Below are 25,655 nucleotides of genomic sequence, written 5' to 3' on the forward strand. Positions count from 1 at the left end.
ATCCGCCTGTTGTTGCCGACCTGGCCTGTCGGCATTGCCTCACGGGGATCCGAGCGCCGATTTTCCCCCGACGACGGTCGTATTACCTCCGCGTGCTTTCTCTCAATAAAGATAACCGGCTGATTCTAAATGAAATTAGAACACAGCATCTATCTCCTTCCGGTTTAGTTTTGCCAAATATGGTGAAAGAGAGGGATTCAGTTAAATCAGATCATTTCCGGACGCGAAAGACGATAACGTTTGCGAAGCCGGTGCCATGAGGCTTGCATGCGCTGCAAGCCTCGCGTGTCGGAGGTATTGGGGCCGGACTCCGATGCGACGGAATCGGGGGAGATGGAGGGAGAAAGTCGCGCGTCGCGACCGGATCGGCCGCGACGCGAACGCCCCGGGGGCGTGGCCGGCCGGAACCGGCAACCGCACCAGCGAGGGCCGTGCGGCAGCCTACCCGCGCGCGTGCTGCGCGGACACTTCCTGCAGATCGAGATCACGCTCGAGCATGTGCAGCATCTCGTCGTGGATGCGGCCCGAACGATGCAGGCGCAACAATTCCGCACGTCCGGCCTTGATCGCGGCCAGCACGACGTCGTAGTGCGCGGTGCGCACCTCCGCCGGATACGCAGGCTCGTTCTTCGCCCGCTCGGTCAGCTGCGCGCGATACGTGTATTGCTCCAGCAGGCGCGGGTGAATCACGTTGCCGCGCTCGTCGCGCACCAGCGGCTGGATCGCCGCGAGCTGCGCCGCCTCGATATGTGCCCACGCCATCGGCTCGGTCAGGTGATGCGCGGCGCGCGCTTCGTGCTGAGGCAGGCGCAGCAGCCGGATCAGCGGCCCGATGGTCGTGCCCTGCAGCAGCACGGTGACGAGGATCACCGCGAACGACGCGACCAGGATCACGTCGCGGCCCGGCATCGCCTCCGGCAACGACAACGCGATCGCCAGCGTCACGACCCCGCGCATCCCGGCCCAGCTCATGATCGTCGCGGCCTTCCAGTCGGGTGCGAAACCGCGCCCGACGATCCCGCGCACCGGCAGCTTCAGCGCCTCGACCGCGTAGACCCACACGAAGCGCGACACGACCACCGCCGCCAGCACCGCGAGCACCGGCGGCACCATCGTGGCGAGCACCTGCTCGAAACCGCCGAGCCGGTGGATCGCGCCGCGCAGCGACAGCCCGATCAGCACGAACACCATCGCCTCGAGCAGGAACACGATGACCTGCCAGAACGCGGTGCCGCGCGTGCGCACGGCGGCCGAAAACACCTCGTGCTGATGCCAGCCGACGATCATGCCGGCCGTCACCGTCGCGATCACGCCCGACACCTCGACCATCTCGCCCGCGATGTATGCGATCCAGCCGGCGATCACCGCGACGGTAATCACCAGATAGTCGTCATCGAGCAGCTTCAGGAACCACACGACGAGCTTGCCGACCAGGTAGCCGACCACGACGCCGCCGAGCCCGAGCTCCGCGAAGCGCACGACCGCGTGCTCGAAACTGAACGCGCCCGTCAGCGCGGCGGCGACCGCGAAGCGGAACAGCACCAGGCCGGCCGCGTCGTTCAACAGGCTTTCGCCTTCGAGCAGCACCATCAGCCGGCGCGGCAGCGCGACGCGTTCGAGCACCGCCTTCGCGGCCACCGCGTCGGGCGGCGACACGATCGCGCCGAGCGCGAAGCATGCGGCCCACGGCAGCGACGGCACGACCCAGTGCACGGCAAAACCAACCGCGAACGTCGTGAACACCACCGCGCCGATCGCAAGCATCAGGATGCCGCCGACGTTGCGCTTGAACTCCTCCCATACGGAGAAATACGCGCCGTCCATCAACAGCGGCGGCAGGAACACGAGCAGCACGAGTTCCGGATCGAGGTTGATCGGCGGCAGACCGGGAATGAACGCGATGCCGATGCCGCCGATCAGCAGCGCGGCCGCAGGCGGCAACCGCAATCGCTTGGCGATGCATTCGAGCGCGACGATCGCGAGAAACGACAACAGAACCAGCTTGAACGCCGAGACGGGGGACATGAATCGACCTCGTGAAGAATGAATGCGCACGCCAACCGGTGTCGTACCCTGGTTGGCCATTTCGCGCGATTACATCACGATGCGATGCCGGGAGTCGAGCGCGTTCGGCAGGCGCGGCGCGCGGTGCCGCGTCGATACCACACGGCGGGAAGTCGGCGCGCCCGTCCGCAGCTGTCGAAATGAAAAACGGCACGCGGGCCGGCGCGATCCCGCGATCGCCCGCCCGCGTGCCGTCTTGCCGCCTGCGATCGCGCTAGCGGCGCCGCACGACCATCAGCCGCGGCTCGGTCATGTCCTCGATCGCGTAGCGGATCCCTTCGCGGCCGAGCCCCGAGTCCTTCACGCCGCCATACGGCATGTTGTCGACCCGGAACGACGGCACGTCGTTGATCACGACGCCTCCCACCTCCAACTCGTCCCACGCGCGCTGCGCATGCGCGAGCGAATCGGTGAACACGCCGGCCTGCAGCCCGAAGTCGCTGTCGTTCACGCGCGCGAGCGCATCGTCGAAGCGGTCGAATTTCTCGAGGATCGCGACCGGGCCGAATGCCTCCTTGCGGTACAGGTCCTGCTCGCGGCCGACATTTTCGAGCAGCGTCGCCTCGAACATCGCGCCGTCGACCTTGCCGCCCGCGACGATCTTCGCGCCCGCCGCGACGGCCGCATCCATCCAGCCGGACAGCCGGCGCGATTCGGATTCGGAGATCATCGGGCCGACGAACGTCGACGGATCCTTCGGATCGCCCATTTTCAGCGAACGCGTCTTCGCGATCAGCTTGTCGCGCAGCGCGTCGTACAGATCCGCATGCACGAGGATCCGCTGCACGCCGATACAGCTCTGGCCCGACTGGTAATATGCGCCGAACGCGAGACGCTCGACCACGTAGTCGAGCTGGCCGCGCTGATCGGCGTCGACGATCGCCGCCGCGTTGCCGCCGAGTTCGAGCACGACTTTCTTCTTGCCGGCCTTCTCCTTCAGCGCCCAGCCTACGGCCGGCGAGCCCGTGAACGACAGCAGCTTGAAGCGCTCGTCGGTCGTGAACAGGTCCGCGCCGTCGCGATGCGCGGGCAGCACCGAGAACGCGCCCTTCGGCAGGTCGGTTTCCGCGAGCACCTCGCCGATGATCAGCGCGCCGATCGGCGTGCGGCTCGCGGGCTTCAGCACGAACGGACAGCCGGCGGCCAGCGCGGGGGCGACCTTGTGCGCGGCGAGGTTCAGCGGGAAGTTGAACGGCGAGATGAACGAGCACGGGCCGATCGGCACGCGCCGCGTATAGCCCGTGTAGCCTTGCGCGCGCGCCGAGATCTCGAGGTTGATCACTTCGCCATCGATGCGCACCGACTCCTCGGACGCAACGCGAAACGTATCGATCAGCCGCGTCACTTCGCCCTTCGAATCGTTGATCGGCTTGCCGGCCTCGATGCACAGCGCCTCGGCCAGCTCGTCGAAGCGCTCGCGAAAGCGCGCGACGCAGTGATCGAGCACCGCCTGCCGCTTGTAGGCCGGCAACTCGCGCATCGGCTTCGCGGCATCGACCGCCGCGCCGATGGCCGCATCGATCGCCTTCGCGTCGGCGAGCGCGACGCGTGTCGCGACCTTGCCGCTGAACTTGTCGGTCACGTCGAGATCGGTGTTCGCGTAGACGGCTTCGTTGGCCAGGTAATACGGATAGGTATCCTTCAACATGGAACGCTCCTTCCGGTGAACTGCGGATTCAGAGTTGCGCCGACAGGCGCTTGATTTCGCGGTTGAGCACGCGCTCGTTGTCCGAATAGTCGATCGGCACGTCGATCACATGCACGCCCGGCGTCGCGAAGCAGTCGCGCAGCAGCGGCTCGAGATCGTCTGCCGATTCGACGCGATGCCCATGCGCGCCGTAGCTCTGCGCATACGACACGAAATCGGGATTCTTCAGCGTCATCGCGAAATCGGGGAAATTCATGTTCTCCTGCTTCCAGCGGATCATCCCGAACGCATCGTCGCGCAGGATCATCACGACGAGGTCGAGCTTCAGCCGCACGGCCGTTTCGAGTTCCTGCGAATTCATCATGAAGCCGCCGTCGCCGCACACGGCGATCACCTTGCGCTGCGGATGCACGATCTTCGTCGCGATCGCCGACGGCAGGCCCGCGCCCATCGACGCGAGCGCGTTGTCGAGCAGCAGCGAGTTCGGTTCGTGCGCACGCCAGTAGCGCGCGAACCAGATCTTGTACATCCCGTTGTCGAGGCAGACGATCCCGTCGAGCGGCAGCGCGTTGTACAGGTCGTTCACGATCCGCACCGGATACATCGGGAAGCGCGGGTCGTGCTGGCCCTTCTGCAGGTGTGCGTCGAAATGCTCCTTGATCATCGTGAAGCGCTCGAAATCCCAGTGCGGCTGGGGCGTCACCGCTTCCTTCATCTGCCACACCGCGTTCGCGATGTCGCCGACCACCTCGATCTGCGGGAAATAGACGGGATCGACCTGCGCGCCGAGGAAGTTCACGTGGATCACCGTTTTGTCGTCCGCGCGCATGAAGAACGGCGGCTTCTCGATCACGTCGTGGCCGACATTGATGATGCAGTCCGCATGCTCGATCGCGCGATGCACGAAGTCGCCGTCCGACAGCGTCGCGTTGCCGAGCCACAGCGGATGCGTTTCGTCGATCACGCCCTTGCCCATCTGCGTCGTGAAGAACGGGATGCCCGTCTTGTCGACGAATTCGAGCAGCATCTTGCAGGTCGTCTTGCGGTTGCCGCCCGCACCGATCATCAACAGCGGATGGCGCGCGGCCTGGATCGCGTCGATCGCGTGCGCGACCGCCTTCTCCTCGGCAATCGGCCGCCGGCTGTAGCTGCGCGGAATCGGCTTGCCGTCGCCTTCCTCGTGCGCGATGTCCTCCGGCAGTTCGAGGTGCGCGGCGCCCGGACGCTCCTCCTCCGCGCGGCGAAACGCCTCGCGCACCGCCGACGGAATGTTGCCGATCGACACGATCTGCCGCGTGAACTTCGTCAGCGGCTGCATCATGTCGACGACGTCGACGATCTGGAAGTGGCCCTGCTTGCTGGACTTGATCGGCTTCTGCCCGGTGATCATCAGCATCGGCATGCCGCCGAGCTGCGCATAGGCGGCGGCCGTCACGAAGTTGGTCGCACCCGGCCCGAGCGTCGCGAGACACACGCCGGTGCGGCCCGTCAGGCGGCCGTAGGTGGCGGCCATGAACCCGGCCGCCTGCTCGTGCCGGGTCAGCACGAGCTTGATCTTGGATCGCCGCAGCGATTCGAGCAGATCGAGGTTTTCCTCGCCGGGAATGCCGAACACGTACTCGACGCCTTCGGCTTCCAGCGCCTTCACGAACAGATCCGATGCTTTCATGGGGACTCTCGGTTGATGCCGCCTGCCCGGCTTACGGGCGCGCGACGTTCAGAACGCGCGCCGGCCTACGGCACGCGGACGCTTTACCTACTGGACACAAACCACGACACGGCACGCGCGCGGCAAGCACGCGCGGTCGACAAGGACGTTTTTGATTGTAGACGGATTCGCGCAATCCCGACTTCGACCGAATGGCCGGGGCCGGCCTCGCGACAGGGTCGGCCTGACGGCCAATTCGACGTCGAACGGCGCGCGCGGCCCTACTGTAGGGGCACCCGAATTCCATTCATCGAACCTGTGAACCATGGTTGACATGCTGAGATCCATGCCATACAGTGCACCTACATTCAGTATCCGGACCACCGACGTCTTCGACGCGTGGTTTGCCGGCCTGCAGGATCGCGTCGCGAAGCGCCGCATCCAGGCGCGCATCGACCGTCTGTCGATGGGCAATCCAGGCGACTGGAAATCCGCCGGCTCCCCCGTCGTCGAAATACGTATCGATCACGGGCCCGGCTATCGCGTCTACTACGTCAGGCGCGGAACGATATGGGTGATCCTGCTCTGCGGCGGCGACAAGTCAACGCAACAGGCGGACATCCGCGCCGCGCACGCGATGCTCGCGCGGCTCGACCTGGAGTGATCGATGGACAAGATCAAGACCCGGCCGTGGGATTCGGCCGAACACCTGAAAACCGACGACGACATGGCCGACTACTTCGAGGCCTGTCTGCAGGAAGGCGGCGACGACCCGGCCTTCATCGCGCATGCGCTCGGCGTGATCGCCCGCGCGCGCGGCATGTCGCAGGTCGCGCGCGACGCGGGCCTGTCGCGCGAAGGGCTGTACAAGGCGCTGTCGCATGACGGCAATCCGAGCTTCGGCACGATCCTGAAAGTGATCAAGGCGCTCGGCCTGCAACTGCACGGCGCGAAGGCGCACGCGTGATTCGCCGGCGCGCGCGGGCGCGCCAGGTGCGCGATGGCCACGTCAACGCAGCCATCCGCCAGCCCAATGCGGCACCAGCGACACCAGGTACAGCCCGAGCCCGATCAACCCGCCGACCAGCGTGCCGTTGATGCGGATGTACTGCAGGTCCTTGCCGATGTTCAGCTCGATCTGCCGCGACATTTCGCGCGCATCCCAGTTGCGAACCGTATCGCGGATGTGACGCATCAGGAAATCCGCGAAATCCGGTGCGATCTCGTGCACGGCCTTCTCGATATGCTCGTTCAGCGACGCGCGCAACGCCGGGCTTTCAGCAAGCCGCGCGCCGAGCCAGCCGCCCAGCGTCGCGGCCTGCCGGTGCAGCGACGAATCCGGGCGCGCGAGATCGGCCTTCAGCCACGCGCGCAACTGGTCCCACAGATCGCGCGCATAGTCGTTGAACGCGTCGCCATCGCGGATGTAGCGCTTGATCTCGTCGCCCTTCGCGATGAACACGGGATCATGCTTCAGCCGCTCGGTCAGCCGCACGACCGTGCGGTCGAAGCGCTGCCGCAGTTCGTGTTCGGGATCGGCCGCCACCCCCTCGAGCACGCGGCTCACCGCGCTCGCCAGCATGCGCGCGCCGTTCTCGCCGAACCACTGCGTCGGCATGATCTTCTCGACCTTCGGATATTGCGTCTTCAGCCATTCGACGATGAAGCCCGCGATCACCTCGCGGTTCTCCTCCTTGTCGAGCACGTCGACCACCTGTTCGATCGCGTCGTCGAGCAGCGCCTGGTGCCGGCCGTCCTTCGTCAGCGTGTCGAGGATCGCGCCGGCCGATTGCGACAGGTCGATCCGGTCGATCACCGCGCGGAACGCATCGTGGACGAACGACTGGATCCGCGCGTCGTCGGTCATGTCGAGCGCGAAGCTCATCAGCTTCGTCACGTAGCCGCCGAGCGCGTCGGTGTTCGCCGGTTCGCCGAGCCATGCGCCGAGCTTGCTGGCTGGATCGTGCTGGCGAATCTGCGCGGCGAGCGCGTCGGGGCCGAGGAATTTCTCGCGCACGAACACCGCAAGGTTGTCGGCGATCTTGTCCTTGTTCTTCGGAATGATCTCGGTGTGGCGCGACACGAACGGGATCGGCACGCGCCGGAACAGCGCGACGACCGCGAACCAGTCGGCCAGCGCGCCGACCATCGCGGCCTCGGCCACCGCCTTGAAACCGTCGACCCACGGGCCGCGCGGCAGCAGGATCGTCGTGACGAACACCGCGACGGCGGCCAGCAGCAGCCATAGCGCGCGGCGCTTGCTGCGTTTCAGTTCGAGGGCTTTGTCTGGCGTCATGGGCGACCGGTGAAACGGCAATGCCGCTAATATGCACCGATCGCCGGCCCGCGACAAACCCGCGCGCATCGCGCGCGCCGGGAAGGTTGTCCGGAACGGCGTTCCTTCGATCTACCGCCCGGCTGCCCGCCGCCGGACGCCGACGCGAACCCGGCCACGCGGGCCGCGTTCGCACGCTGCGTCAGAGGAAGGTCTTCAGGTTCACCGCCGGGTCGGCAAGCTTCACCGGGTCGGGCACCGCCCCCGCCGCGATCAGCCGGCGCGACGCGCCGATGTCGCGCCCGAGGTTCGCCGCGGCCACCGCGACGATCCTGCCATCGTCGCCCAGTCCGAACACCGTGAACGGCCCGCTCGCCGGATCGCCGCGCACGACGGTCGTGCGTTCGCTGCCGAACAGACCGAGCATCTGCAGGTTGCAGTCGTACTGATCGGACCACAGCCACGGCAGCTCGGCATAGGTTTCGTCCGCGCCGAGCAGGTTCGCGGCCGCGACGGCCGGCTGGTTTTCCGCGACCTGCCACGACTCGATCCGCACGTGACGCCCGAGCAGCGGATTGAAGTGCATCGTCACCTCGCCCGCCGCGAAGATCGCGTGATCGGCCGTGCGGCAGCCCGCATCGACACGGATCCCGTTGTCGACCTCGAGGCCGGCCGCCTGCGCGAGCTCGACGTTGGGCACCACGCCGATCCCGACCACGACGATATCGGCCGGCACGTCGCCGCGATCGGTCTCGACGATCGCACCGCCGCCCGCCGCGCGGCGAATCGCGCGCGGCAGCGTCGCCATCTGAAAGTTCACGCCGTGCGCGTCATGCAGTTGCCGCGCATAGGCACCGACGACTTCCGGCAACGCACGCTGCAGCAAGCGCGGCGCCGGGTCGATCACCGTCACGTCGCACCCGCGCTGGCGCGCCGCGGCCGCCACTTCCAGACCGATGAAGCCGCCGCCGAGCACCGCCACGCGACGCCCGGGCGCAAGCTTCGCCCGCAACGCGCGCGCGTCGGCAACGGTACGCACGTAATGAGGAACGACGCCTGCGTCGACCGGGCCGCCGAACGCACGCACCCGCGACCCCGTCGCGAGCACGAGCCGTGCATACGGCAACGTCGCGCCGTCGTCGAGGCGCACACGCCGCGCATCGCGTTCGATCGCCTCGACGCGCGTGCCGAGCCGCAGCTCGACGCGCTGCGCGTCGTACCACGCGGCATCGCGCACGAACGCGCGCTGCTCGCCGCCGTCGCTCAGCAGCGCGTCCTTCGACAGCGCGGGCCGGTCGTACGGCAGCTCGCGCTCCGCGCCGATCATCACGATGCGCGCATCGGCGTCGCGCGCGCGCAGCGCCTCGGCCGTGCGCCGCGCCGCGTGGCCGGCGCCGACGATCACGAACGGGTCAGTCGACATTGACTTCCACCTGCCCGTCGACGATCCGGATCGGATAGGTCCGCACCGGCTCGGTGATCGGCGCGCATTTCGGCGCACCCGTGCGAATGTCGATGAGCCCCTGGTGCAGCGGGCACTCGACGCAGCCGTCCTCCACATAGCCTTCGGACAGGCGCGCATGACCATGGGAACAGAGGTCGTGCATCGCGAACAGTTCGTCGCCGATCCGGAACACCGCGATCGGCTTCTGGCCGGCGACGCGCGCCGCCGGTTCGTCTTCGGAGAATTCGTCGAATGCGCCCAGCGGATGCCATTCGGCGAGCGTTGCTTCGGTCATGTCGTTTCCTTGGCTGTCAGATCGGGGTCGCGAGCAGCGTCTGCACGCGCGACGTGTCGTAGATCACGCGCTTGGTCTTGTAGCGCAGCCCGTCGGGCGTGCGCACGACCGTGTCGTAGTACTTGCCGGCCTGATACACGTTCGATTCGCCGTTGCTGCGCGTCTGCACGACCACGTAGTTACTCTCGGTGTCGATCTCGCCGTCGCGTTCCGCGACGATCGTGAGGCCCGACGTCATGTGCCGGTACGTGTGCTCTTCATAGATGTTGGCGTGCCGCAGCGACACCACGCGATCGCGCAGCATCCGCTGGTTCGTGCAGTGGACGATCCCGACCGGCAGCCCGAGATCCGCGTTCTCCTTCGGCACGATCTCGTACGTGCAATCCTCGGTGAACATTTCCGGCCAGTGTTCGAGCCGGTCGTTGTCGAGGTGGCCGATGTAGCGGTTCTGGAGCATGTAAATCTCGAACCACGTCTTCATGTCTTCCGTCAGGTTTTCCATCATTCCGCGCTCCCGCTTCAATAGCCCATCAGCTTCTGGTAGCCGACCCAGAACTTGCGGATCAGGCTTTCGGTGATCACCGTGTCCTGCTGGTCCGGATTGCCGCGCGACATCTCGATCACCGACGTCGCATCGGCGTCGCGCACCGTGCCGCGCTGCACGAGTTCGGTCGCCTCGGTGTCCTCCATCGAGATGTAGCCGGCCGGCCCAACCAGGTTCGCCTGCTTGATGCGCAGCGCGCGCAGCTCGGGCGTGTCGTCCGCGTAGCCGAAGAAGTGGAAGATCAGCTCGAAGTTGTCCGGCCCCTTCGGCAGGATCTGGCGCGCGACCAGCGTGTTGTGGATCTGCTGGATCACGAGCTGCGGGAAGATCGGCTGGATATGGTTCGTGCAGTCCTCGTCGTATTCCGACACGAGATCGAGGATCGACTCGTCTTCCAGATGGAAGCCCTCGTCGAACGAGCGGATGTTCTGCTGCTTGTACGCGGCCGACGTGTCGTCGCCCGTCTTCGTCACGGTGATGATGCTGTGCAGCCCGTGATTCGCATCCGGAATCGAGCGCGCCTTCATCCCGACGCGGAAGATGTTGAAGGTCGTATGGAACAGATGCAGCATGCTCGCGTGATACGGATCCTTCACGTTCTCCATGTACAGCTTCCAGTTCGACTTTGAATACTGTCTCGTGCAGCCGAGATACTCGATCGGCTTGTGGAAGATCCGGTCGATCCACGGCCGCATCTGCTCGCCGAGATAATCCGGCAGCGGCATCACTTCATCGCTGAAAGTGGCGAACACGAGCCCGCGATAGCTGTCGACGCGCAGCTTGCGCAGCCCGTGCTGCTTCGGGTCGAAGTCGGCCGGCATCCCGGTCATCCCTTTCTGGCCGCGCCGGAACGGCACGCCGAGCAGGTTGCCCTGGTTGTCGAAGCTCCACTGGTGGTACACGCACGTGTGCGAGCTCGCGTTGCCGCGCGACTTGCGGCAGACCTGCGCGCCGCGGTGCGCGCAGCGGTTCACCCAGGCGGACAGCGTGCCGTCCTCGGTGCGCGTGACGACGACCGGCGTGTCACCGACGAACGTGCTCTTGAAGTCGCCGGCCTTCGGGATTTCCGCTTCAAGCGCGACGAAGTTCCACGTCGGCCCGCGGAAGATGCGTTCCTGCTCGCGATCGTAGACCGCTCGCGAGCTGAACACCTTGTAGGGCACGCGCGAGCCGTCGTCGTGCGGAAAACGCACATCGGACGCGTCGTCACGCGCGGCGAATACGACGGGCGATTCTGTCTGCTCCATGTCGGACTCCTTGTGGTTCCGGTTCGTTGATTGCATGGAGCCCATTTTTGAAAAGCTAATATTCGCCGTCTATCCGGAAAGTGCGATTGCGGCGGCGCAATATCCACTTTCGGCGGATTTCTGCGCTAGCATGGCGACACAAGCGACCCGCGCACGATCGCGACCCATTCGTCGGATCGAAGCGCGCGTCCACACCGAGGCTGATGCCCATGTCCCCAACGTCGTTCGAGCCGCATGCGCTGCGCGCGCACCGGCTGTTCGAATCCCGCGATCTCGACGAGACGCGCGAGCGGATCTCGCGCGTGATGCAGCCGCATGCGCTGCTGCCGAGCGGCCGCGTGCAAGGCGCCTCGCACATGGATTTCGTCCGGCTCGGCGGGCTCGGGATGGGCACCATCGCATTCGGCGACGCGATGCGCGTGCAGGTCGACGCCGTCGACGGCTATTACCTGCTGATGTTCTGCCTGTCCGGGCAGGCGGAAGTCCACGCGATGGGACGCCAGCTCGGCGTCGACGGGCAGACCGGCGTGCTGTGCGCGCCCGGCGAGCGCTTCGACGCGGTGCTGTCCGCCGACTGCGAGCAGTTCGTGCTGCGCATCGACGCGGCGACCGTCGGCTCGCTCACCGGCGACCCGCGCGCGACGCTCGACCCCGTGCTGCACATCAGCGACTCCGCGCTCGCCGCGTGGCGCCAGCAGTTGATGCTCGTCGCCCGCTCGCCCGAACTGCTCGAACGCGCGAACGCCAATCCGCGCGTGGCGTCGCAACTCGAGCACCTGCTGATCGACCTGCTGATCGAAGGCCACCCGCCGTCCGTGCTGCGCGCCTCGCACCGCGACCCGGCGCCGGGCTTCGTGCGGCGCGCGCAGGAGTTCGTGAACGCGCACTATGCGCAGCCGCTGCAGCTCGCGGATATCGTCCAGGCCGCCAACGTGCCGGAACGGACGCTGCGCGACGCCTTCCTGCAGTTCCGCGGGATGAGCCCGATGCAATACCTGCGCGCGACGCGGCTCGACCATGCGCGGGAGTTGCTGCGCGGGTCGGTGTCCGATCGACGGATCGCCGATATCGCGCTCGATTGCGGGTTCACGCACCTCGGGCGGTTCTCGCTCGCGTATCGGGAGAAGTTCGGCGAATCGCCGTCGGAGACGCTCGACGGCAAGCGGTAGGCGGGGGCTGGTGCGTTGCGTTGCCGGCTGCCGGCTGCCGGCTGGGTTGGGTTGCTGGGTCAGCTGGTTGGCTGGTTGGCTGGTCGGCTGGTCGGCTGGTCGGCTGGTCGGCTGGTCGGCTGGTCGGCTGGTCGGCTGGCCAGCTCGCTGCCCGCCTGCGTCACCGGCGAACCACATCGCATCGCGACGCCGTCTCAACCTTCGGCGGGGCGCGCCAAAACAGACCGTTAGTTGCAGTCGACGCGCAAACGGTGCCGCCTTACACCACCGGCACGATCATCTCCCGCGCGATCGCGCAGAACGCGGTCGTCGCGGCACTTTCCCCGTGCAGCCGGCGGCTCATGATGATCGGCGACGTCGCCGTGGGTTCCGGCAGCCGCCGGTAGACGACGCCCCTCACGCGCACGCCCTCCACGCTTTCCGGCACCAGCGACACACCCACCTGCGCGGCGACGAGCCCGAGCGCCGTCTGCAGCTCGCGCACCTCGTGAACGGCCGCCGGCACCAGCGCGCCGTCGCGCAGCGCGGACAGCTGCTGATCCGCGAAGCTCGGCCGCGGCGTGCTCGGATAGACGATCAGCGTCTCGTTCGCGATGTCCGCCAGCGTCAGCGGCCGTTCCGGATCCGCGAGCGGATGCCCGACCGGCAGCGCCGCGATCAGCTTTTCCTCGATCAGCGCTTCGCGCACGAGCTGGTCGTCGTCGAAGCGCAGGCGGCCGAACCCGACGTCGATCCGCCCGCCCTTCAGCGCGCCGAGCTGTTCGAGCGTGAACATTTCGATCAGCGACAGCTCGACATTCGGCTGCGCCTCGCGAAACGCGCGGATCACGTCCGGCAGCGCGCCATAGAGCGTCGACGGCACAAAGCCGATCACGATCCGCTCCGACAACTGCGCGAGCCGCCGCGTCAGCGGGCCAAGCTCGTCAGCCTGCTCGACGACGCGCTTCGCCTGCGCATAGAACACCCGGCCCGCGTCGGTCAGTTTCAGCGGCCGCGCCCCGCGCTCGAACAGCGGCAACCCGACTTCGTCCTCGACCGCCTGAAGCTGGCGACTCAGCGGCGGCTGCGTCATATGCAGCCGCTCCGCCGCCCGCGTGATGTTCATTTCTTCCGCGACGGCGATGAAGTACCGGAGCTGACGCAATTCCATTTCATGCCTCAAAGGTATGGAAGTAGTCGGAAAGAGTGTTGGACGACGCCGGGCGGGAATTCCTACCATGTGCACCAACAGGAGGAATCGCATGATAGCAACTGCCGCCACCATCGAGCGCATCGAGACGCTGCTCGTCGACGTGCCGACAATCAGGCCCCACAAACTGTCGGTCGCCACGATGAATTGCCAGACCCTCGTGCTGGTCCGCGTTCGATGCACGGACGGTATCGAAGGCGTCGGCGAGGCGACCACGATCGGCGGTCTCGCGTATGGCGAGGAGAGCCCCGAGAGCATCAAGGTCAACATCGACACCTACTTCGCGCCGCTGCTGCAAGGCATGGACGCAACGCGCCCCGGCACCGCGATGGCGCGGGCGCGCAAGCTGTTCCAGGGCAACCGGTTCGCGAAATGCGCGATCGAAACCGCGCTGTTCGACGCGCAGGCGCGCCGCCTCGGCGTGCCGCTGTCGGAACTGTTCGGCGGCCGCACGACCGACGCGGTCGATGTCGCATGGACGCTCGCGAGCGGCGACACGCAGCGCGACATCGCGGAAGCCGAGGCGATGCTCGACGCGCGCCGCCATCGCGCATTCAAGCTGAAGATCGGGTCGAACGCGGTCGACGACGACGTTGCGCACGTGATCGCGATCAAGCGCGCGCTCGGCGAGCGCGGCGACGTCCGCGTCGACGTGAACCAGGCATGGAGCGAAACCGACGCGATCCGGGCCGGCGCACGACTCGCGGACGCCGGCGTGAGCCTCGTCGAGCAGCCCATCGCCGCGACCAATCGCGCGGGGCTGAAACGCCTCACGCAGCTCGCGCGGATTCCGATCATGGCCGACGAAGCGCTGCACGGCCCGGTCGATGCGTTCGCGCTCGCGCAGGACCGCGCGGCCGACGTGTTCGCGGTGAAGATCGCGCAATCGGGCGGCCTGCTCGGCGCGGCGAGTGTCGCATCGATCGCGTCGGCGGCCGGCATCGACCTTTACGGCGGCACGATGCTCGAGGGCGCGGCCGGCACGATGGCGTCCGCGCAGCTGTTCAGCACGTTCGGCTCGCTGAAATGGGGCACCGAGCTGTTCGGCCCGCTGCTGCTCACCGAGGAGATTCTCGTCGAGCCGCTGCGCTACCAGGATTTCAAGCTGCACCTGCCGGCGACGCCCGGCCTCGGCATCACCTTCGACTGGGCCCGCATCGAACGGATGCGACGCGACGCCCGCTGATCCCACCCCACACGACAACCGAAACCGGAGACACAGATGAACAAGCAAGCCATCGACGCCCTGCTGAAGACCTTCGACGACGCCGCGGAAAAGCCCGGCAACCCGCGCGTACGCGCGATCGTCAACCGGATCGTGAAGGACATCTGCTACACGATCGAGGATTTCGACGTGCAGCCGAGCGAGTTCTGGACCGCGCTCAACTACCTGAACGAAGCCGGGCGTGAATTCGGGCTGATCGCCGCGGGCCTCGGCCTCGAGCGCTTCCTCGACGTGCGAATGGACGAGGCCGAGGAGAAGGCCGGCTTCCAGGGCGGCACGCCGCGCACGATCGAGGGGCCGCTGTATGTCGCGGGCGCACCGGAATCGGTCGGCCATGCGCGTCTCGACGACGGCACCGATCCGGGCCAGACGCTGATCATGCGCGGCCGGGTGCTCGGTCAGGACGGCGCGCCGATCGCGAATGCGCTCGTCGAGGTGTGGCACGCGAACCATCTCGGCAACTACTCGTACTTCGATCAATCGCAGCCCGCGTTCAATCTGCGCCGCTCGATCCGCACCGATGCCGACGGCCGCTACAGCTTCCGCAGCGTGCTGCCGGTCGGCTACAGCGTACCGCCGGGCAGCAAGACCGAGCAGCTGCTCGACCAGCTCGGCCGCCACGGCCATCGTCCGGCGCACATCCACTTCTTCGTTTCCGCGGACGGATATCGTAAGCTGACGACGCAGATCAACATCGAAGGCGATCCGCATCTGTGGGACGACTTCGCCTTCGCGACGCGTGACGGGCTGATCCCGGCGGTCAAGCAGGCCGAAGGCGCGGAAGGCAAGCCGTATGGTGTCGACGGCCAGTTCGCGCTGATCGACTTCGATTTCTCGCTGCTCAAGGAAAAGCAGGACGTGCCGGGAAGCGAAGTCGAGCGGGCCCGCGCACAGGCGTGAGCGGCCTTCCCGTTCGACGAATCGATAACGCAAGGAGTACAGGATGCTGTTTCATGTGGAAATGACCGTCCGTCTGCCGACGGACATGGATCCGGTCAAAGCGGCCACGCTGAAGGCCGAAGAGAAGGCAATGTGCCAGCGGTTGATGAACGAAGGAATCTGGCGACATCTGTGGCGGATCGCGGGGCAGTATGCGAACGTCAGCATTTTCGATGTCGAGAGCGTGCAGCAGTTGCATGATGTGCTGAGTCAGCTGCCGTTGTTTCCGTATATGGAGATGGAGGTGCGGGCGCTGTGCCGGCATCCGTCGTCCGTTCGGGACGACGATCGGTAATGCCTGTATGGTCCATGCACCGGTTATCCGGCGCATGGACCACGAAACATGGCGTCGTGGTGACGCCATTCACGCCTGCATTTACGACTATTCGACGCTCGGCAGCGACCGGGAAAACTCGAAGCCGTCACCAACCTGGTCCAGCGTCCAGCGACGCTGCGTATGCAGCTTTACCCATCGTGTACGTTCGCGGTCGTCGGACGCATTTCCGATCGATATCTTGACCTTACCTGTCGAGTAGTTCACGCTGAGGTTTCGCACGGCGCCCGTATTGCGCATCACCGAGAAGTTGTCGTAACCGATCAGCATGAAATTCCGGTCCTGCCACCGGAATGTATAGGTGGTGGATCCCATTTCCCAACTCCCAGCACTGGCAAAGCGACTCAGCGTGACCCGCAACGCGCCCCGGTTGACAATCACGTTCCCCTCTTCCAGAGCATCCGCGAGACAGGGGGATTCCCGGACCGGTATGAGCGTATCGCTTCGCAACGCGACAGCGTACCGGCCATCCGGCTGCGCAAAGGCAACGACAAGAATGCGCGGATTCGCGTCGAACGGGTTCTCGCACATGCCATCATGCGATACCACGTTCGCCGGATCATTGTCACGTAAGACCAGCACAAGATCGTCGCGGCCATCGCCGTTCAGGTCGCCCTTCGTCTGAAATTCCAGCTTCCAGCCTTTGGGAACGAAACCGTCTGGCTTTCCAGCGAGCGGCGCAATGGATGGAGACGGCACATCTCGAGCCACCGCGTGAGCGGACACGATAACGCCAAGCAAAACTGCCAGCCTGAGTTGTTTAGACAGCGTGAATGGCTTATTCCCGCTCCGAATTGGTTGCATGACTTTCATTTCGAGCTATCCCCCGTCATCCGTAATCCATTCGACGTCAAACCGAGACGTAGAGGCTTATCCGGATCAAGCTTCTTTTTCTCGACGACTCGTTTCCAGTCTTCGGCGGCTCCGGGGACGCGGTACAACGCGACGATCGCCACATACTCCGTCTCGCGTTGCATCGGTTGAGACAAGCTCGACGAAGCTCCGGGGTTCATCACAGCCGACATATCCGCTCGCAGATCCTGGGCCAGCACAGTTCGATCGTTCTTCAACAGATCGTCATACGACGCTGCATCGAACGCCTTGCGATCCTTCAGTTGATAGACGCGCACCGCAACCGACGTGGGCCGCCCTACGTCGTCCGGATTCAATGCAGCGCGTGCGGTCAGATCGACATCAAGCACCTTCACCTGCTTGAAAAACACGGCGCGATACGCATTCGACGACGCATCCGACACGGACTGCCAGGCACCACAGCCCGACAGCAGCAATACGGCGGCAGCGGCTGCCGCACTCATTCGATAGAACATGAAGACTCCGGAATCAGATCGTGCGCGGCACGAGATGCGGGTTGGGTTGCGGCGCGGGCAATGCCTCGTAGGCACCCAGGGCAATATCGATCAGCCGTTCGTCGGCAGACGGCAACACCGTCGTCCAGCCGAGACGCGGCGCCGGGCCGGCACGCGCGATCCCGACGGACGGATGCGGAACGAACCGTGACGACACCTCCATCCGCAAATACACATCGGCCTTGATGCCGACATACAGCTGGATGAATGCGATGACCTCTCGATGCAGCCATGCGCCCGGCAGCAGATCCTGAGCTTGCTGCGCATCAGCTGGCCGCAACGTCACGCGCACTGCCCGGCTGCGATACGCGAGACGCCTGCCGAGCACGTAACCGCCACCGAGCCCGGTGCGCTTGCCGTCCGGTAGCCCGCCTGCAGCCGGCTTCGTCGACGTCAACGGTTTCGGCCGACCGGTACTCGTCGTCACCGCCCAGAACTCGTCGACGCGAACCCCGGCCCTCGGCGCGGCAAGCGCCACCACCCCGGCCAGGCCTTCCGACGTACGCGTGCGCTGGATCAGCAGCCCCGACAACGTGAGCATCCGCGAATCCGGCAAGCCTGCCCGCAAAGGCTTGTCGCCCCATCCGAACCCCAGCAGACACAACAGGCTCTGCGAATAATCGTCCACACCGCCGGCCCGAAAACCCTCCGGATAGCGATACTTCTTCCATGCGCGATACAGCAACGTCGCGATGCGGTGATTGAACGGATCGAGAAATGCCTCGACCGCTTCATGCCCCTCTTCGCGCAACGCGATCTCGTCGATCGTATGCGACGGCATCGCGGCATCGACGCCGTAAAGCCCCATGAAGGTGGTGCGTACGGTCGGCGGCGCATCGGGATGCTCGTCGTCGAATTCGACAGCGGCCACCTCACCCGCCGGGAACCCCAGCCGAGGACGCGGCCTGAATCGCACCGGCTCGTGCTCCGGCGTATCGCGCGTACCGAACCCGGGACGTTCGGGCGCACATGCCTCCAAAAGACGACAGAACTGCATGAAAGTCATCTTCGGCGCCCGCTCGAACAGCTTCGCAATCACTGCCGACAGGCCCTGCGACTCCGTGGCTTCAGCACTCATCCAATCGATCGATGCACTCATAGCGGTGCCCGCTGAGCCTTGCTGCGCGGCCACTCCGTCCGCAACCGCGACGGCAGGCTGACGATCGCCAGCTTCGTGAACAGATTGATCTCCGCGTATGCGCCGAAGAACCGGTGCAGCAACTCGCCGAACAGCATCACGTCGCCTTCGCCCGAGAACGCATGCGCATCGAGCGTGACCTCGATCAGCACGCCGCGCTCGACCGCCCCGCCCGACACTTCCTCGATCATTTCCTGCGACACATGCAGGATGCCGGCGAGCCGCCGCCGGTTCAGTTCGTCGTTCGTCCAGTCGTACAGCGCCAAAGCGCCGCGCAGCACCTCCGCGTTCATCATCGACAGGAAGTTGGGCGCGAGATGCGACAGCACACGCCACTGGAAACGATCTTCCGTCGGCGGATGGAGCGGCAACGTCGGCGACACGAGATTGCGCACGCTCGCGACGTTCGGCGTGCTGGCCGCCAGTTCGTCGAGACTCGCCTCCCGCAGCCCCTTGCGCGGCAGCAGTCCGTTCGTGCCCGTCACGCGCAGCGACAGGCTTTCCTCCGGCAGCGTATCCATCGTTTCCCACGCATGACCGCCGAGAATCACCCACATTTCGTGCAGCCCCGATACGCCAGGACGCACGCGTGTATGGAAATAGCGCTCCGGCGCCTCATGCCGCAGCATGCCGCCGCGGTGCCGGAAAGTCGTGAACGGCACGTATTCGTATCGCTCAGCCGTATCGTGATCGAACGTCGCGATCGCATCGACCGAATACGTTTCGACATGCTCGCCCTGATGACCGGCCGGCACGACGCGATACTCGGTTTCGTGATGGTCGATCTCGATCGGCTCGGCATCCAGTTCGAACAGGTTGATCACCGGTGAACAGAACAGTCGCACGTTGTCCGCGCTGAATCGCTGATCCGACGGATAGGCATCCTTCAGAACGATCTCCAGTTCAAAGCGGGTCGATTTTTCAGACAGCTTCGTGATGTCCAGGCCGCACAGATCGACGAACAGGAATTTCTCGCGGAACGTGAAGTATTCAAGCAGCAACTGATATCCGGAGAACGCCGCATCGGCTTTGGGCCACAGCCGTTCTTCCGTCGAAAATCCCGCCGGCTCGATCGTGACGCCCGGCAGCGGCACGGATTCGCCATCGCGTATTTCCGGAACGCGCCAGTGAATCGCGTCGACCTGACGCGTCAGCGCAAGATGCATCGCGAATGCAGTCGGCAAATCGGCGTTCAAATGCAGCCGCAGCCGCGACAGATCCGTCTCCTTGCGCAGCGCGGATCCTTGCAACGTGAAGCCGAAGCGGATCACTGATCGGCCGTCGTGTCGCACGGCCGGTCCGGCATGCGTGAGCGACACCGGCTGCAGCGCAACCTGCTGCGTGGTCCGGTACAGACATTGCACGGTCAGCGGTGCCGCGCCGCCCGCGCCGCCCGCGGACGGCACGTTGATTGGCGCGGAGCGCACCGGCACGCCAGCCGGTACGACTATCGTTTTCTGCAATTTCTCCGCGAACGGCGTCAGTTCGACGATCGACAGCGAAGGAATCATCCGCAGATAGTGAGGCCACAACAGGCTGACGAGCCCTTCGGTCAGTTCGGGTAGTTCGTCGTCGAGCTTTTGCCGGAGCCGGCCCGTCAGGAATGCAAAGCCTTCGAAAAGACGCTCGACGTACGGATCTCGATCGCCGACGCGGTCGAGATTGAGCAGGCGCGCGCGATCGGGATGCGCCTTCGCAAATTCCTTGCCGGATTCGCGCAAATAGCGCATTTCCGCTTCGTAGTAGCGCAGGATGGGATCGTTGTTGTCCATGGGAATCCGTTACGAAAGGGTCAACGCGCGGGCGGGATCGAGTACCGTGAGTTCCGCATGCAGCTCGCCGATGCGGCGTGCGAACGCCTGCTTGTCGGCGTCCTTGCGGCTGCTCATCGCTTTCAGTGCTTTGATCAGTTGCTGCTTGACCTCGAACGTCAGCGCCGGCTCCCAGCGCATCAACGGCAGCGAACGGGACGTTGCGTCGAGTTCTGCGAGGAGTGCGAGCGCCGCATCGTGACGGCCGGCATGGTCGGCCAGGCGGGCCATCACGAGCCGCTGTAAATAGCGATGTCGATCGGTTTTCATGCCGGGCAGCGCTTCGAGCCACGCAAAGGCCGTTTCGATACCGTCACGGGCAGCCAGTTCGCGAGCCTGGGTTTCGATCTCCGGCCAGTCGCCCGCCGCATCGCTCGCGCTATCCGCGGAAACGGGCAGCGGCGCAACCGTCTCGCCCGCTTCCAGGTCGCGCACGACCGCATGCCGGGCGATCCATTCGAGTGTCGTGTCGTCGGCGAACGGCGTGCCATCGCTGAATGCCAGCCGTTCGATGCCCGGCAGTCGTTCGAGAAACAGCGCAAAGTCGGTGCGCAGCAATTCGCGCCACGCGCTGTACGGTGTGCCGACGTGGTCGAGCCCAACGTGCTGGAAATACTGCAGGTCGAACCACAGGTGATTCACGCCCTCCATGAACGCACCCTCGACGCGCTCCAGCAACTCGTGCCAGTGCTTCTGCAGAACGAGGCGCTTCATCTGCTGTCGCAACTCGGCGCGCGGCGCCGCCAGACGCGTATGCGACGCGGCATCCGATGGCGGCACGTCGTGCACGGTGTCCCAGCGAATGCTTCGCACGAGCCGCACCGACGGCAAATAGCCGTTTTCCTGATCCCTGAGCCACGCCGACATCGCTCGCGCCTGATCGAGCAGATCGCGCGTTGACGCGATCGGTCCGGCTGAAGTCTTTCCCGCGGCCGTCACAGGCGGCATCGCGACGCCGACATCGACACTGCGTGCAGGCCCTTCCTTTTTCTCGAAGCGGGAAACGAGCGACTGCAGATTCGGGCGAGCGGCATCGGGCCATGCCGCCGTATGCGTCACGAGCACATCGAGCGCGGCCAACGCGCGTTCGAGATCAACCGGCGCAAAGTCACCACGACTATCCAGCGTCTCGATCACGCGCGCAGTCGCGAGCATTTCGAGCGCTGCCTTCTTCGCTTCGTGACGGGCGGGCAAAGCGGCTTCGCCAAACCGGTCGACGAGCGCGGCAGCCAGTTCAAGCCCGTCGGCGAACCCGGCCGGGCCGTCCTGCCGCAGGCGCGCGAACGCGTAGTAGCCGGCGACGCGCAAATCCTTGCCGGTCTCCTTGAGCAGGTGTTCGCACAAGCGGACGATCAGCCCGTCATCGATTCCCGACAGCTTGCCGGCTTCATCCTTCAGTTCGAAGAACGCGTCTTCGTAGCCGGGGTCTCGCCCGCATGCGCAATCGCCGGGTATCGGCGCGACCCATGCGGCCCAGGTATCCGTCCGTGCCTTCCGGAGCGAATCGATGCGGGGCCCCCCGACGAGTGTCTTCACGAAATTGGCAAGCGTCATGGCAGGTCTCAAAAAACGAATACGTCACTCGGCAGCCTGATGGCATGCCCAAACGGACGGGGGGAGGAATCGGAGCGCCCCGACGTGGTCGCCAACGGCGAAATCGCAGCCTTGGGCGTGCTCGTCTGTGTCGCCGGGCCAGGCTCGGCGGTTCGCGCTTTCGCCCGAGCAAGGCCGAGCGCAGTGCGTTGACCGGAGGCCTGCTCCGCCGACGCCCGCATGGTGTCGTCCGGCAAGGGGCTCCCGCCCGGAAGCCCCGGCGGCAACGGCACAGCCGCATGCTTCGCCGCCGCGATCGCCGACGCCGGCAACGGTGGCGGGCCGATCGTCGACACCCGAGGCCCTGCGCTCTGAGATCCCGTCACGAAAACGCGTGTCGGCAACGCGAAATTCCGCAACTGGAGAACGTCGAGCGGACCGCCGCCGGCTTCGCTGCGCAATTGCACCTTGAGCGGAATGCCCTGGCTCGTGTCGGGCGTCCAGGTCAGCAGATAGCGGGCGTTGTCCTGCTGTGTGATCTTCGCGCGCTCCAGCAATCGAACGAGGCCGAAACGCCCCTGCGAATCGAGCGCGGTACGCAAGCCGCCCTGCTCCGTTTGCCATTCGATATGCGACAGGTTCTCGAGCGACTGTCCTGGCCATTCGAACGGTGTCCACTCCTGCTTCTGATTGAAGTAATGCAGTTCGCGGCCGGACAGCACGAATCTCATGTCGGTGACGCCCGGCGTCGGCTCGGCCCGCAGTTCATAGCGCACGCGCGCGTCGCCCGACGGAAACAGGACCGTCGATGTGCGCGTGAGCTTGTTCAGACCGTTCAGGAAAGCCGGATCGATCGTCAATGCGCCGGAATCGGCTCCCTGCGCGGCGACCCACCGGTCCCCCTGCCGTTCGACGACACCGGCCAGTTGCGACGTCACGAACTGCGCGATCACGCCGCTGTCCGGGCGCATGAAGCGCGCCATCTCGGGCAGCGATGCGTCGTTGTCGGAATCCGCGAACGGATAGCGGCCGCCGAAGGTCTTGTTCCAGTCGGCGAGGATCGCGGTGCGCCACATCTCGTTCAGGCTCGATGCGGCCGGCTGCACGATGACCTGCCACGACTGATCGAACGGCGCGCGGAACAATGCGCCAAACCCGGACCACTGTTCACCGAGGCTCGCAGCGACACGACTCGCGTAATCGCGGCTGTCGGCGATATCGGACGTCTTGCCTTGCAGCACGGATTGCGCGGCCAGACGTGCGATCGCGTCCGGATCCGGGCTGGAGACTATCTGCGATGTCTTCAGGCGCATGGCCGTGATGCGCTCCAGATAGCGGGCCAGGCTCAGGTCGCCGGTCGCTGCCGGCGGTGTATTCCCCTTGCCGCCGGATAGCGCCTCGGACGTGAGATCGCTACCGGTCAGACGCAAGATCGGGCCGAATGCGGCGACCAGCGGCGCCAGTTGAGGCTTGGCCTGCTTGGACGGATCCTTCTCGTCCGCGCCGACCAGTTGCTGTGCCTTGCTGATCAGCGTGTCGGACAGCGATTGGGCGTTGGCTCCCGTTCCCGCCTGATACACGATCGCATTCATCAACGCGACGAGCGGCGAGCGTTGCGGATCGCCCAGTAGCGTGAGTTGGTCGGCCGTGGCTGATAGCGTCGGTGCGGGTTGCCAACGCAGACTGTTGAGGAATAGCGCCCATGCACGCGCGTAATCGTCGAAATAGCGCTGGCGGAGTTCGAGTTTCAGCGTTGAAGACGCCTGATTGCCGGCTTTCGCGTCGGAAAGCACCCAATCGCCTGCCACGCTGTGCTGCCTGCTTGCGTCATCGATCGCCTTGGAGATTCGGTCATCCCACGCCTCGCGCGTAAAGACACCCGGAATCGTAGCTGCCGTATTGAACACGCCTCGGCCGCTCGTATCACCCAACAGCGTAGCGAGCGACACCGGCGGATATTTCGGCGTCGCGTCGTCGAGGATTTGTTGATAAACCGCGTCCGACGAACTCTGGATACCCCGTACACCGACGATCGTCTGGCGCGTCGACGCAACGAGCCCGAGATCAGGAGCAATTGCCAGCGAATTGTCCTGGGCCAAGTGGTTTGCGAAGAATGCAATCGTACGCAGACGAAGGTCTTCCCAGGCGCCCGCTGACAATGACGAGTCGGTCGGGCGCGCGGGTACGGCCGTTGCCACCAGCTGAGGCGCCAGGAATGTCGCCACCGCGCGTTCAGGCCTCGCAAGCATCATGTACGCCCTGAGCGTATCGTAGGCGGCCTGTACCTGTGCCTCTCCACCACTGGCGATCTCCACGTCCGACAGCGATGCGAGCTGATGCAGGCGGCGTTCAAGTCTTTCCCTGATCGGCGTAACGAGGATGCTACTCGCGGCCTGCGCGTAGCTCGGCCAAAGCACATCAAGCAGCACGGCGTCGCGATTCAGACCGAAACGTGTCTTCAACGGTGCGCCATCGCGTTGACGGAATTCGAGTGTATCGATCTGATTGCCGAAGCCGTCCAGCGAAATCATGGCCTGGGTGCGGTCCTGCACGCCCGCCAATTTCGCGACCGTATCCGCGGCAGTCTGAATCACCACACGATTCGAAAAGCCCGACACCATCGTGCCGATGATCCACGAGCCGATGAGAATGCCAGTCAACCATGCAGCCGCCGTCGCGAACGAAAAGCCCACACGACGTCCGCGAATATTGCGGCTGTGTGCCGCAACCGTCTGCCAGACAGATCGATGCGGCAGACCCGACGGAAATTGCTCGTCGCCCGGCTCGCCCGGAGCCGACGGTACCCGTTCCTGCTCGTTGAAGAGTGGGGCGAACAGCAGGCCATGTACCGCATGCCGCCAGACATTCGATCGGGTCGTTTGCAGCACCAGTTCCGACAGCGCACTGCGCACATGCGCAAGATGGTGCGAAAGCACGGCCGGATACCGGTCCCGAATGTTCTTGCTGAGCGCTACGACGCCCGCGTCCGCGAGGTTGTGCGACAGCATCGTCAAGTGCTCGTCGACTTCAGCCGCGTTGATCCGCGCATTCGACCATGTCAAGCCGATGGTCCCGTCCGGTGCGGACGACTCGCTACCGAAATCGGTGACGTTGGCCAGGTACACCGGCGCGGCCCAGCGCAGCGCCCGCGCCTGGCGCGCCAGTCGTTGAGAAAGCTCGTCGGCGTCGAACGGTGCGCGGGACGACGCACGGTTGCGCATCAATGCGACGACGGCGTCGACGGGCCGAGATCTGCGCATGCGCCGGATCTGGTCGAGCCACCCGGTATCGAGCGCGTTGCCCGCTTGCCGGGCATAAATCAGAATCGTGTCGCCAAAAACCACATACCCGGCATCCGCGAGCCCCGGAGCCAATCGATTGACGATCGGTTCGTCCCCTGTCACGAGCACCCAGTGATTACGATAGCGCCAGCGCCATCCGTGTCGGGAACGCAACGTTTCTCGAAGGCCCTGGGCGCGGTACGAACCGAGATCCACCTGCGCTTCGGCACGTGTGCCGATCCGGGCGGACGGATCGCGATCGTACTGGCTCGCCGATCGAGCGGAAGCATGCCGTGCAGCCCATTGCCATGCTCCAACCCATAGAGGGTGGAACGCCAGAACAGCCAGACCGGCCATGATGACGACGCCAACGCGAAACGCCGGCGACGGATGAAGGTCGGCCCCCATGAAGTACGCCAGCAGCGCCACAACCGCGGTGACCGCCGGCACGAGAACCCAATACCCCAGGATCGTGCGAATGAACATGCAATAGATACCGTTGCT

General features: G+C 65.3%; 21 protein-coding genes. 6 read left to right on the forward strand and 15 right to left on the reverse strand.

Translation table 11 applies throughout. The features are described 5' to 3' along the window. Window positions 1–441 precede the first annotated feature (441 nt). The 3 genes from ACVK00_RS02245 to ACVK00_RS02255 form a co-directional block, all read right to left on the reverse strand. Window positions 442–2,025 carry a Na+/H+ antiporter gene (locus ACVK00_RS02245; protein ID WP_284900110.1) on the reverse strand — a complete coding sequence of 528 codons (1,584 nt, stop codon included), beginning with the start codon at window positions 2,023–2,025 and terminating at the stop codon, window positions 442–444. 253 nt (window positions 2,026–2,278) lie between these two features. Beyond that, window positions 2,279–3,712: an aldehyde dehydrogenase family protein gene (locus ACVK00_RS02250; RefSeq protein WP_006756588.1), complete on the reverse strand. Its 1,434-nt coding sequence runs from the start codon at window positions 3,710–3,712 to the stop codon at window positions 2,279–2,281. Window positions 3,713–3,740: 28 nt separating this feature from the next. After that, window positions 3,741–5,381 (reverse strand): acetolactate synthase large subunit, encoded by a 1,641-nt coding sequence (locus ACVK00_RS02255; protein WP_354123180.1) that lies wholly within the window; start codon window positions 5,379–5,381, stop codon window positions 3,741–3,743. 325 nt (window positions 5,382–5,706) lie between these two features. Between ACVK00_RS02255 and ACVK00_RS02260 the strand changes: the two genes are divergently transcribed. Both ACVK00_RS02260 and ACVK00_RS02265 read left to right on the forward strand, forming a co-directional pair. Further along, the gene (locus ACVK00_RS02260) at window positions 5,707–6,024 is read left to right on the forward strand and encodes a type II toxin-antitoxin system RelE/ParE family toxin (RefSeq protein WP_350227449.1); all 318 of its coding nucleotides are present in this window, start codon (window positions 5,707–5,709) and stop codon (window positions 6,022–6,024) included. Between the two features lie 3 nt (window positions 6,025–6,027). After that, window positions 6,028–6,327, forward strand: coding sequence for an addiction module antidote protein (locus ACVK00_RS02265; RefSeq protein ID WP_166722195.1), 300 nt, complete (start codon window positions 6,028–6,030; stop codon window positions 6,325–6,327). Window positions 6,328–6,369: 42 nt separating this feature from the next. On the opposite strand, the gene ACVK00_RS02270 is transcribed toward ACVK00_RS02265, so the two are convergent. From ACVK00_RS02270 to andAc, 5 genes are all read right to left on the reverse strand, one after another. Then, the gene (locus ACVK00_RS02270) at window positions 6,370–7,656 is read right to left on the reverse strand and encodes a DUF445 domain-containing protein (RefSeq protein ID WP_228909367.1); all 1,287 of its coding nucleotides are present in this window, start codon (window positions 7,654–7,656) and stop codon (window positions 6,370–6,372) included. A 181-nt stretch (window positions 7,657–7,837) separates the two neighbouring features. Beyond that, the gene (andAa, locus tag ACVK00_RS02275) at window positions 7,838–9,058 is read right to left on the reverse strand and encodes an anthranilate 1,2-dioxygenase system ferredoxin--NAD(+) reductase (protein ID WP_284900104.1); all 1,221 of its coding nucleotides are present in this window, start codon (window positions 9,056–9,058) and stop codon (window positions 7,838–7,840) included. Beyond that, on the reverse strand, window positions 9,048–9,374 hold the full coding sequence (gene andAb / locus ACVK00_RS02280; RefSeq protein ID WP_006756593.1) for an anthranilate 1,2-dioxygenase ferredoxin subunit AndAb: 327 nt from the start codon (window positions 9,372–9,374) through the stop codon (window positions 9,048–9,050). The genes andAa and andAb overlap by 11 nt, the downstream gene beginning before the upstream one ends. A 16-nt stretch (window positions 9,375–9,390) precedes the next feature. Next, window positions 9,391–9,879 carry an anthranilate 1,2-dioxygenase small subunit AndAd gene (gene andAd, locus ACVK00_RS02285; RefSeq protein ID WP_105830064.1) on the reverse strand — a complete coding sequence of 163 codons (489 nt, stop codon included), beginning with the start codon at window positions 9,877–9,879 and terminating at the stop codon, window positions 9,391–9,393. 14 nt (window positions 9,880–9,893) lie between these two features. After that, entirely contained in the window at window positions 9,894–11,165 is a 1,272-nt protein-coding gene (gene andAc, locus ACVK00_RS02290; protein WP_284900100.1) for an anthranilate 1,2-dioxygenase large subunit AndAc, read from the reverse strand. 209 nt (window positions 11,166–11,374) lie between these two features. Between andAc and andR the strand changes: the two genes are divergently transcribed. Beyond that, a complete protein-coding gene (gene andR, locus ACVK00_RS02295; RefSeq protein WP_284900098.1) occupies window positions 11,375–12,334 on the forward strand; it encodes an anthranilate 1,2-dioxygenase regulatory protein AndR in 960 nt (319 codons plus the stop codon). Window positions 12,335–12,593: 259 nt separating this feature from the next. Here andR and ACVK00_RS02300 read toward each other — a convergent pair whose 3' ends face one another. Continuing rightward, window positions 12,594–13,484, reverse strand: coding sequence for a LysR family transcriptional regulator (locus ACVK00_RS02300; protein ID WP_284900096.1), 891 nt, complete (start codon window positions 13,482–13,484; stop codon window positions 12,594–12,596). A gap of 91 nt (window positions 13,485–13,575) precedes the next feature. Here ACVK00_RS02300 and ACVK00_RS02305 point away from each other — a divergent pair, with 91 nt between their 5' ends. From ACVK00_RS02305 to catC, 3 genes are read left to right on the forward strand one after another with little or no spacing between them, the layout of a single operon-like run. Next, window positions 13,576–14,709: a muconate/chloromuconate family cycloisomerase gene (locus ACVK00_RS02305; protein WP_284900093.1), complete on the forward strand. Its 1,134-nt coding sequence runs from the start codon at window positions 13,576–13,578 to the stop codon at window positions 14,707–14,709. Window positions 14,710–14,745: 36 nt separating this feature from the next. Next, window positions 14,746–15,648: a catechol 1,2-dioxygenase gene (gene catA, locus ACVK00_RS02310; RefSeq protein ID WP_284900091.1), complete on the forward strand. Its 903-nt coding sequence runs from the start codon at window positions 14,746–14,748 to the stop codon at window positions 15,646–15,648. A 43-nt stretch (window positions 15,649–15,691) separates the two neighbouring features. Next, window positions 15,692–15,982 (forward strand): muconolactone Delta-isomerase, encoded by a 291-nt coding sequence (gene catC / locus ACVK00_RS02315; RefSeq protein ID WP_228909350.1) that lies wholly within the window; start codon window positions 15,692–15,694, stop codon window positions 15,980–15,982. Window positions 15,983–16,069: 87 nt separating this feature from the next. On the opposite strand, the gene ACVK00_RS02320 is transcribed toward catC, so the two are convergent. From ACVK00_RS02320 to ACVK00_RS02345, 6 genes are read right to left on the reverse strand one after another with little or no spacing between them, the layout of a single operon-like run. Then, complete coding sequence (locus tag ACVK00_RS02320; protein WP_284900089.1) at window positions 16,070–16,834, reverse strand: hypothetical protein; 765 nt, start codon at window positions 16,832–16,834, stop codon at window positions 16,070–16,072. Beyond that, on the reverse strand, window positions 16,831–17,349 hold the full coding sequence (tssJ, locus tag ACVK00_RS02325; protein WP_284900087.1) for a type VI secretion system lipoprotein TssJ: 519 nt from the start codon (window positions 17,347–17,349) through the stop codon (window positions 16,831–16,833). The genes ACVK00_RS02320 and tssJ overlap by 4 nt, the downstream gene beginning before the upstream one ends. Window positions 17,350–17,362: 13 nt before the next feature. Further along, window positions 17,363–18,466 (reverse strand): type VI secretion system baseplate subunit TssG, encoded by a 1,104-nt coding sequence (gene tssG, locus ACVK00_RS02330; protein ID WP_416378689.1) that lies wholly within the window; start codon window positions 18,464–18,466, stop codon window positions 17,363–17,365. Between the two features lie 17 nt (window positions 18,467–18,483). After that, window positions 18,484–20,298, reverse strand: coding sequence for a type VI secretion system baseplate subunit TssF (gene tssF / locus ACVK00_RS02335; RefSeq protein WP_284900086.1), 1,815 nt, complete (start codon window positions 20,296–20,298; stop codon window positions 18,484–18,486). A gap of 9 nt (window positions 20,299–20,307) precedes the next feature. Continuing rightward, the gene (tssA, locus tag ACVK00_RS02340) at window positions 20,308–21,891 is read right to left on the reverse strand and encodes a type VI secretion system protein TssA (RefSeq protein ID WP_284900084.1); all 1,584 of its coding nucleotides are present in this window, start codon (window positions 21,889–21,891) and stop codon (window positions 20,308–20,310) included. 8 nt (window positions 21,892–21,899) lie between these two features. After that, window positions 21,900–25,637 (reverse strand): ImcF-related family protein, encoded by a 3,738-nt coding sequence (locus ACVK00_RS02345; protein ID WP_354123181.1) that lies wholly within the window; start codon window positions 25,635–25,637, stop codon window positions 21,900–21,902. Window positions 25,638–25,655: the final 18 nt, after the last annotated feature.

This window comes from Burkholderia sp. PvR073, assembly GCF_054055695.1.

Excerpts from the sequence above, each read along its gene's own strand:
- tssA (WP_284900084.1), bottom strand. The coding sequence starts at position 21,891 with ATGACGCTTGCCAATTTCGTGAAGACACTCGTCGGGGGGCCCCGCATC.
- tssJ (WP_284900087.1), bottom strand. The coding sequence starts at position 17,349 with ATGTTCTATCGAATGAGTGCGGCAGCCGCTGCCGCCGTATTGCTGCTG.
- ACVK00_RS02305 (WP_284900093.1), top strand. The coding sequence starts at position 13,576 with ATGATAGCAACTGCCGCCACCATCGAGCGCATCGAGACGCTGCTCGTC.
- andAc (WP_284900100.1), bottom strand. The coding sequence starts at position 11,165 with ATGGAGCAGACAGAATCGCCCGTCGTATTCGCCGCGCGTGACGACGCG.
- ACVK00_RS02270 (WP_228909367.1), bottom strand. The coding sequence starts at position 7,656 with ATGACGCCAGACAAAGCCCTCGAACTGAAACGCAGCAAGCGCCGCGCG.
- tssF (WP_284900086.1), bottom strand. The coding sequence starts at position 20,298 with ATGGACAACAACGATCCCATCCTGCGCTACTACGAAGCGGAAATGCGC.
- ACVK00_RS02320 (WP_284900089.1), bottom strand. The coding sequence starts at position 16,834 with ATGAAAGTCATGCAACCAATTCGGAGCGGGAATAAGCCATTCACGCTG.
- catC (WP_228909350.1), top strand. The coding sequence starts at position 15,692 with ATGCTGTTTCATGTGGAAATGACCGTCCGTCTGCCGACGGACATGGAT.
- ACVK00_RS02245 (WP_284900110.1), bottom strand. The coding sequence starts at position 2,025 with ATGTCCCCCGTCTCGGCGTTCAAGCTGGTTCTGTTGTCGTTTCTCGCG.
- ACVK00_RS02265 (WP_166722195.1), top strand. The coding sequence starts at position 6,028 with ATGGACAAGATCAAGACCCGGCCGTGGGATTCGGCCGAACACCTGAAA.
- ACVK00_RS02345 (WP_354123181.1), bottom strand. The coding sequence starts at position 25,637 with ATGTTCATTCGCACGATCCTGGGGTATTGGGTTCTCGTGCCGGCGGTC.
- tssG (WP_416378689.1), bottom strand. The coding sequence starts at position 18,466 with ATGAGTGCTGAAGCCACGGAGTCGCAGGGCCTGTCGGCAGTGATTGCG.
- ACVK00_RS02250 (WP_006756588.1), bottom strand. The coding sequence starts at position 3,712 with ATGTTGAAGGATACCTATCCGTATTACCTGGCCAACGAAGCCGTCTAC.
- andAa (WP_284900104.1), bottom strand. The coding sequence starts at position 9,058 with ATGTCGACTGACCCGTTCGTGATCGTCGGCGCCGGCCACGCGGCGCGG.
- catA (WP_284900091.1), top strand. The coding sequence starts at position 14,746 with ATGAACAAGCAAGCCATCGACGCCCTGCTGAAGACCTTCGACGACGCC.
- ACVK00_RS02255 (WP_354123180.1), bottom strand. The coding sequence starts at position 5,381 with ATGAAAGCATCGGATCTGTTCGTGAAGGCGCTGGAAGCCGAAGGCGTC.
- andAd (WP_105830064.1), bottom strand. The coding sequence starts at position 9,879 with ATGATGGAAAACCTGACGGAAGACATGAAGACGTGGTTCGAGATTTAC.
- andAb (WP_006756593.1), bottom strand. The coding sequence starts at position 9,374 with ATGACCGAAGCAACGCTCGCCGAATGGCATCCGCTGGGCGCATTCGAC.
- ACVK00_RS02260 (WP_350227449.1), top strand. The coding sequence starts at position 5,707 with ATGCCATACAGTGCACCTACATTCAGTATCCGGACCACCGACGTCTTC.
- andR (WP_284900098.1), top strand. The coding sequence starts at position 11,375 with ATGTCCCCAACGTCGTTCGAGCCGCATGCGCTGCGCGCGCACCGGCTG.
- ACVK00_RS02300 (WP_284900096.1), bottom strand. The coding sequence starts at position 13,484 with ATGGAATTGCGTCAGCTCCGGTACTTCATCGCCGTCGCGGAAGAAATG.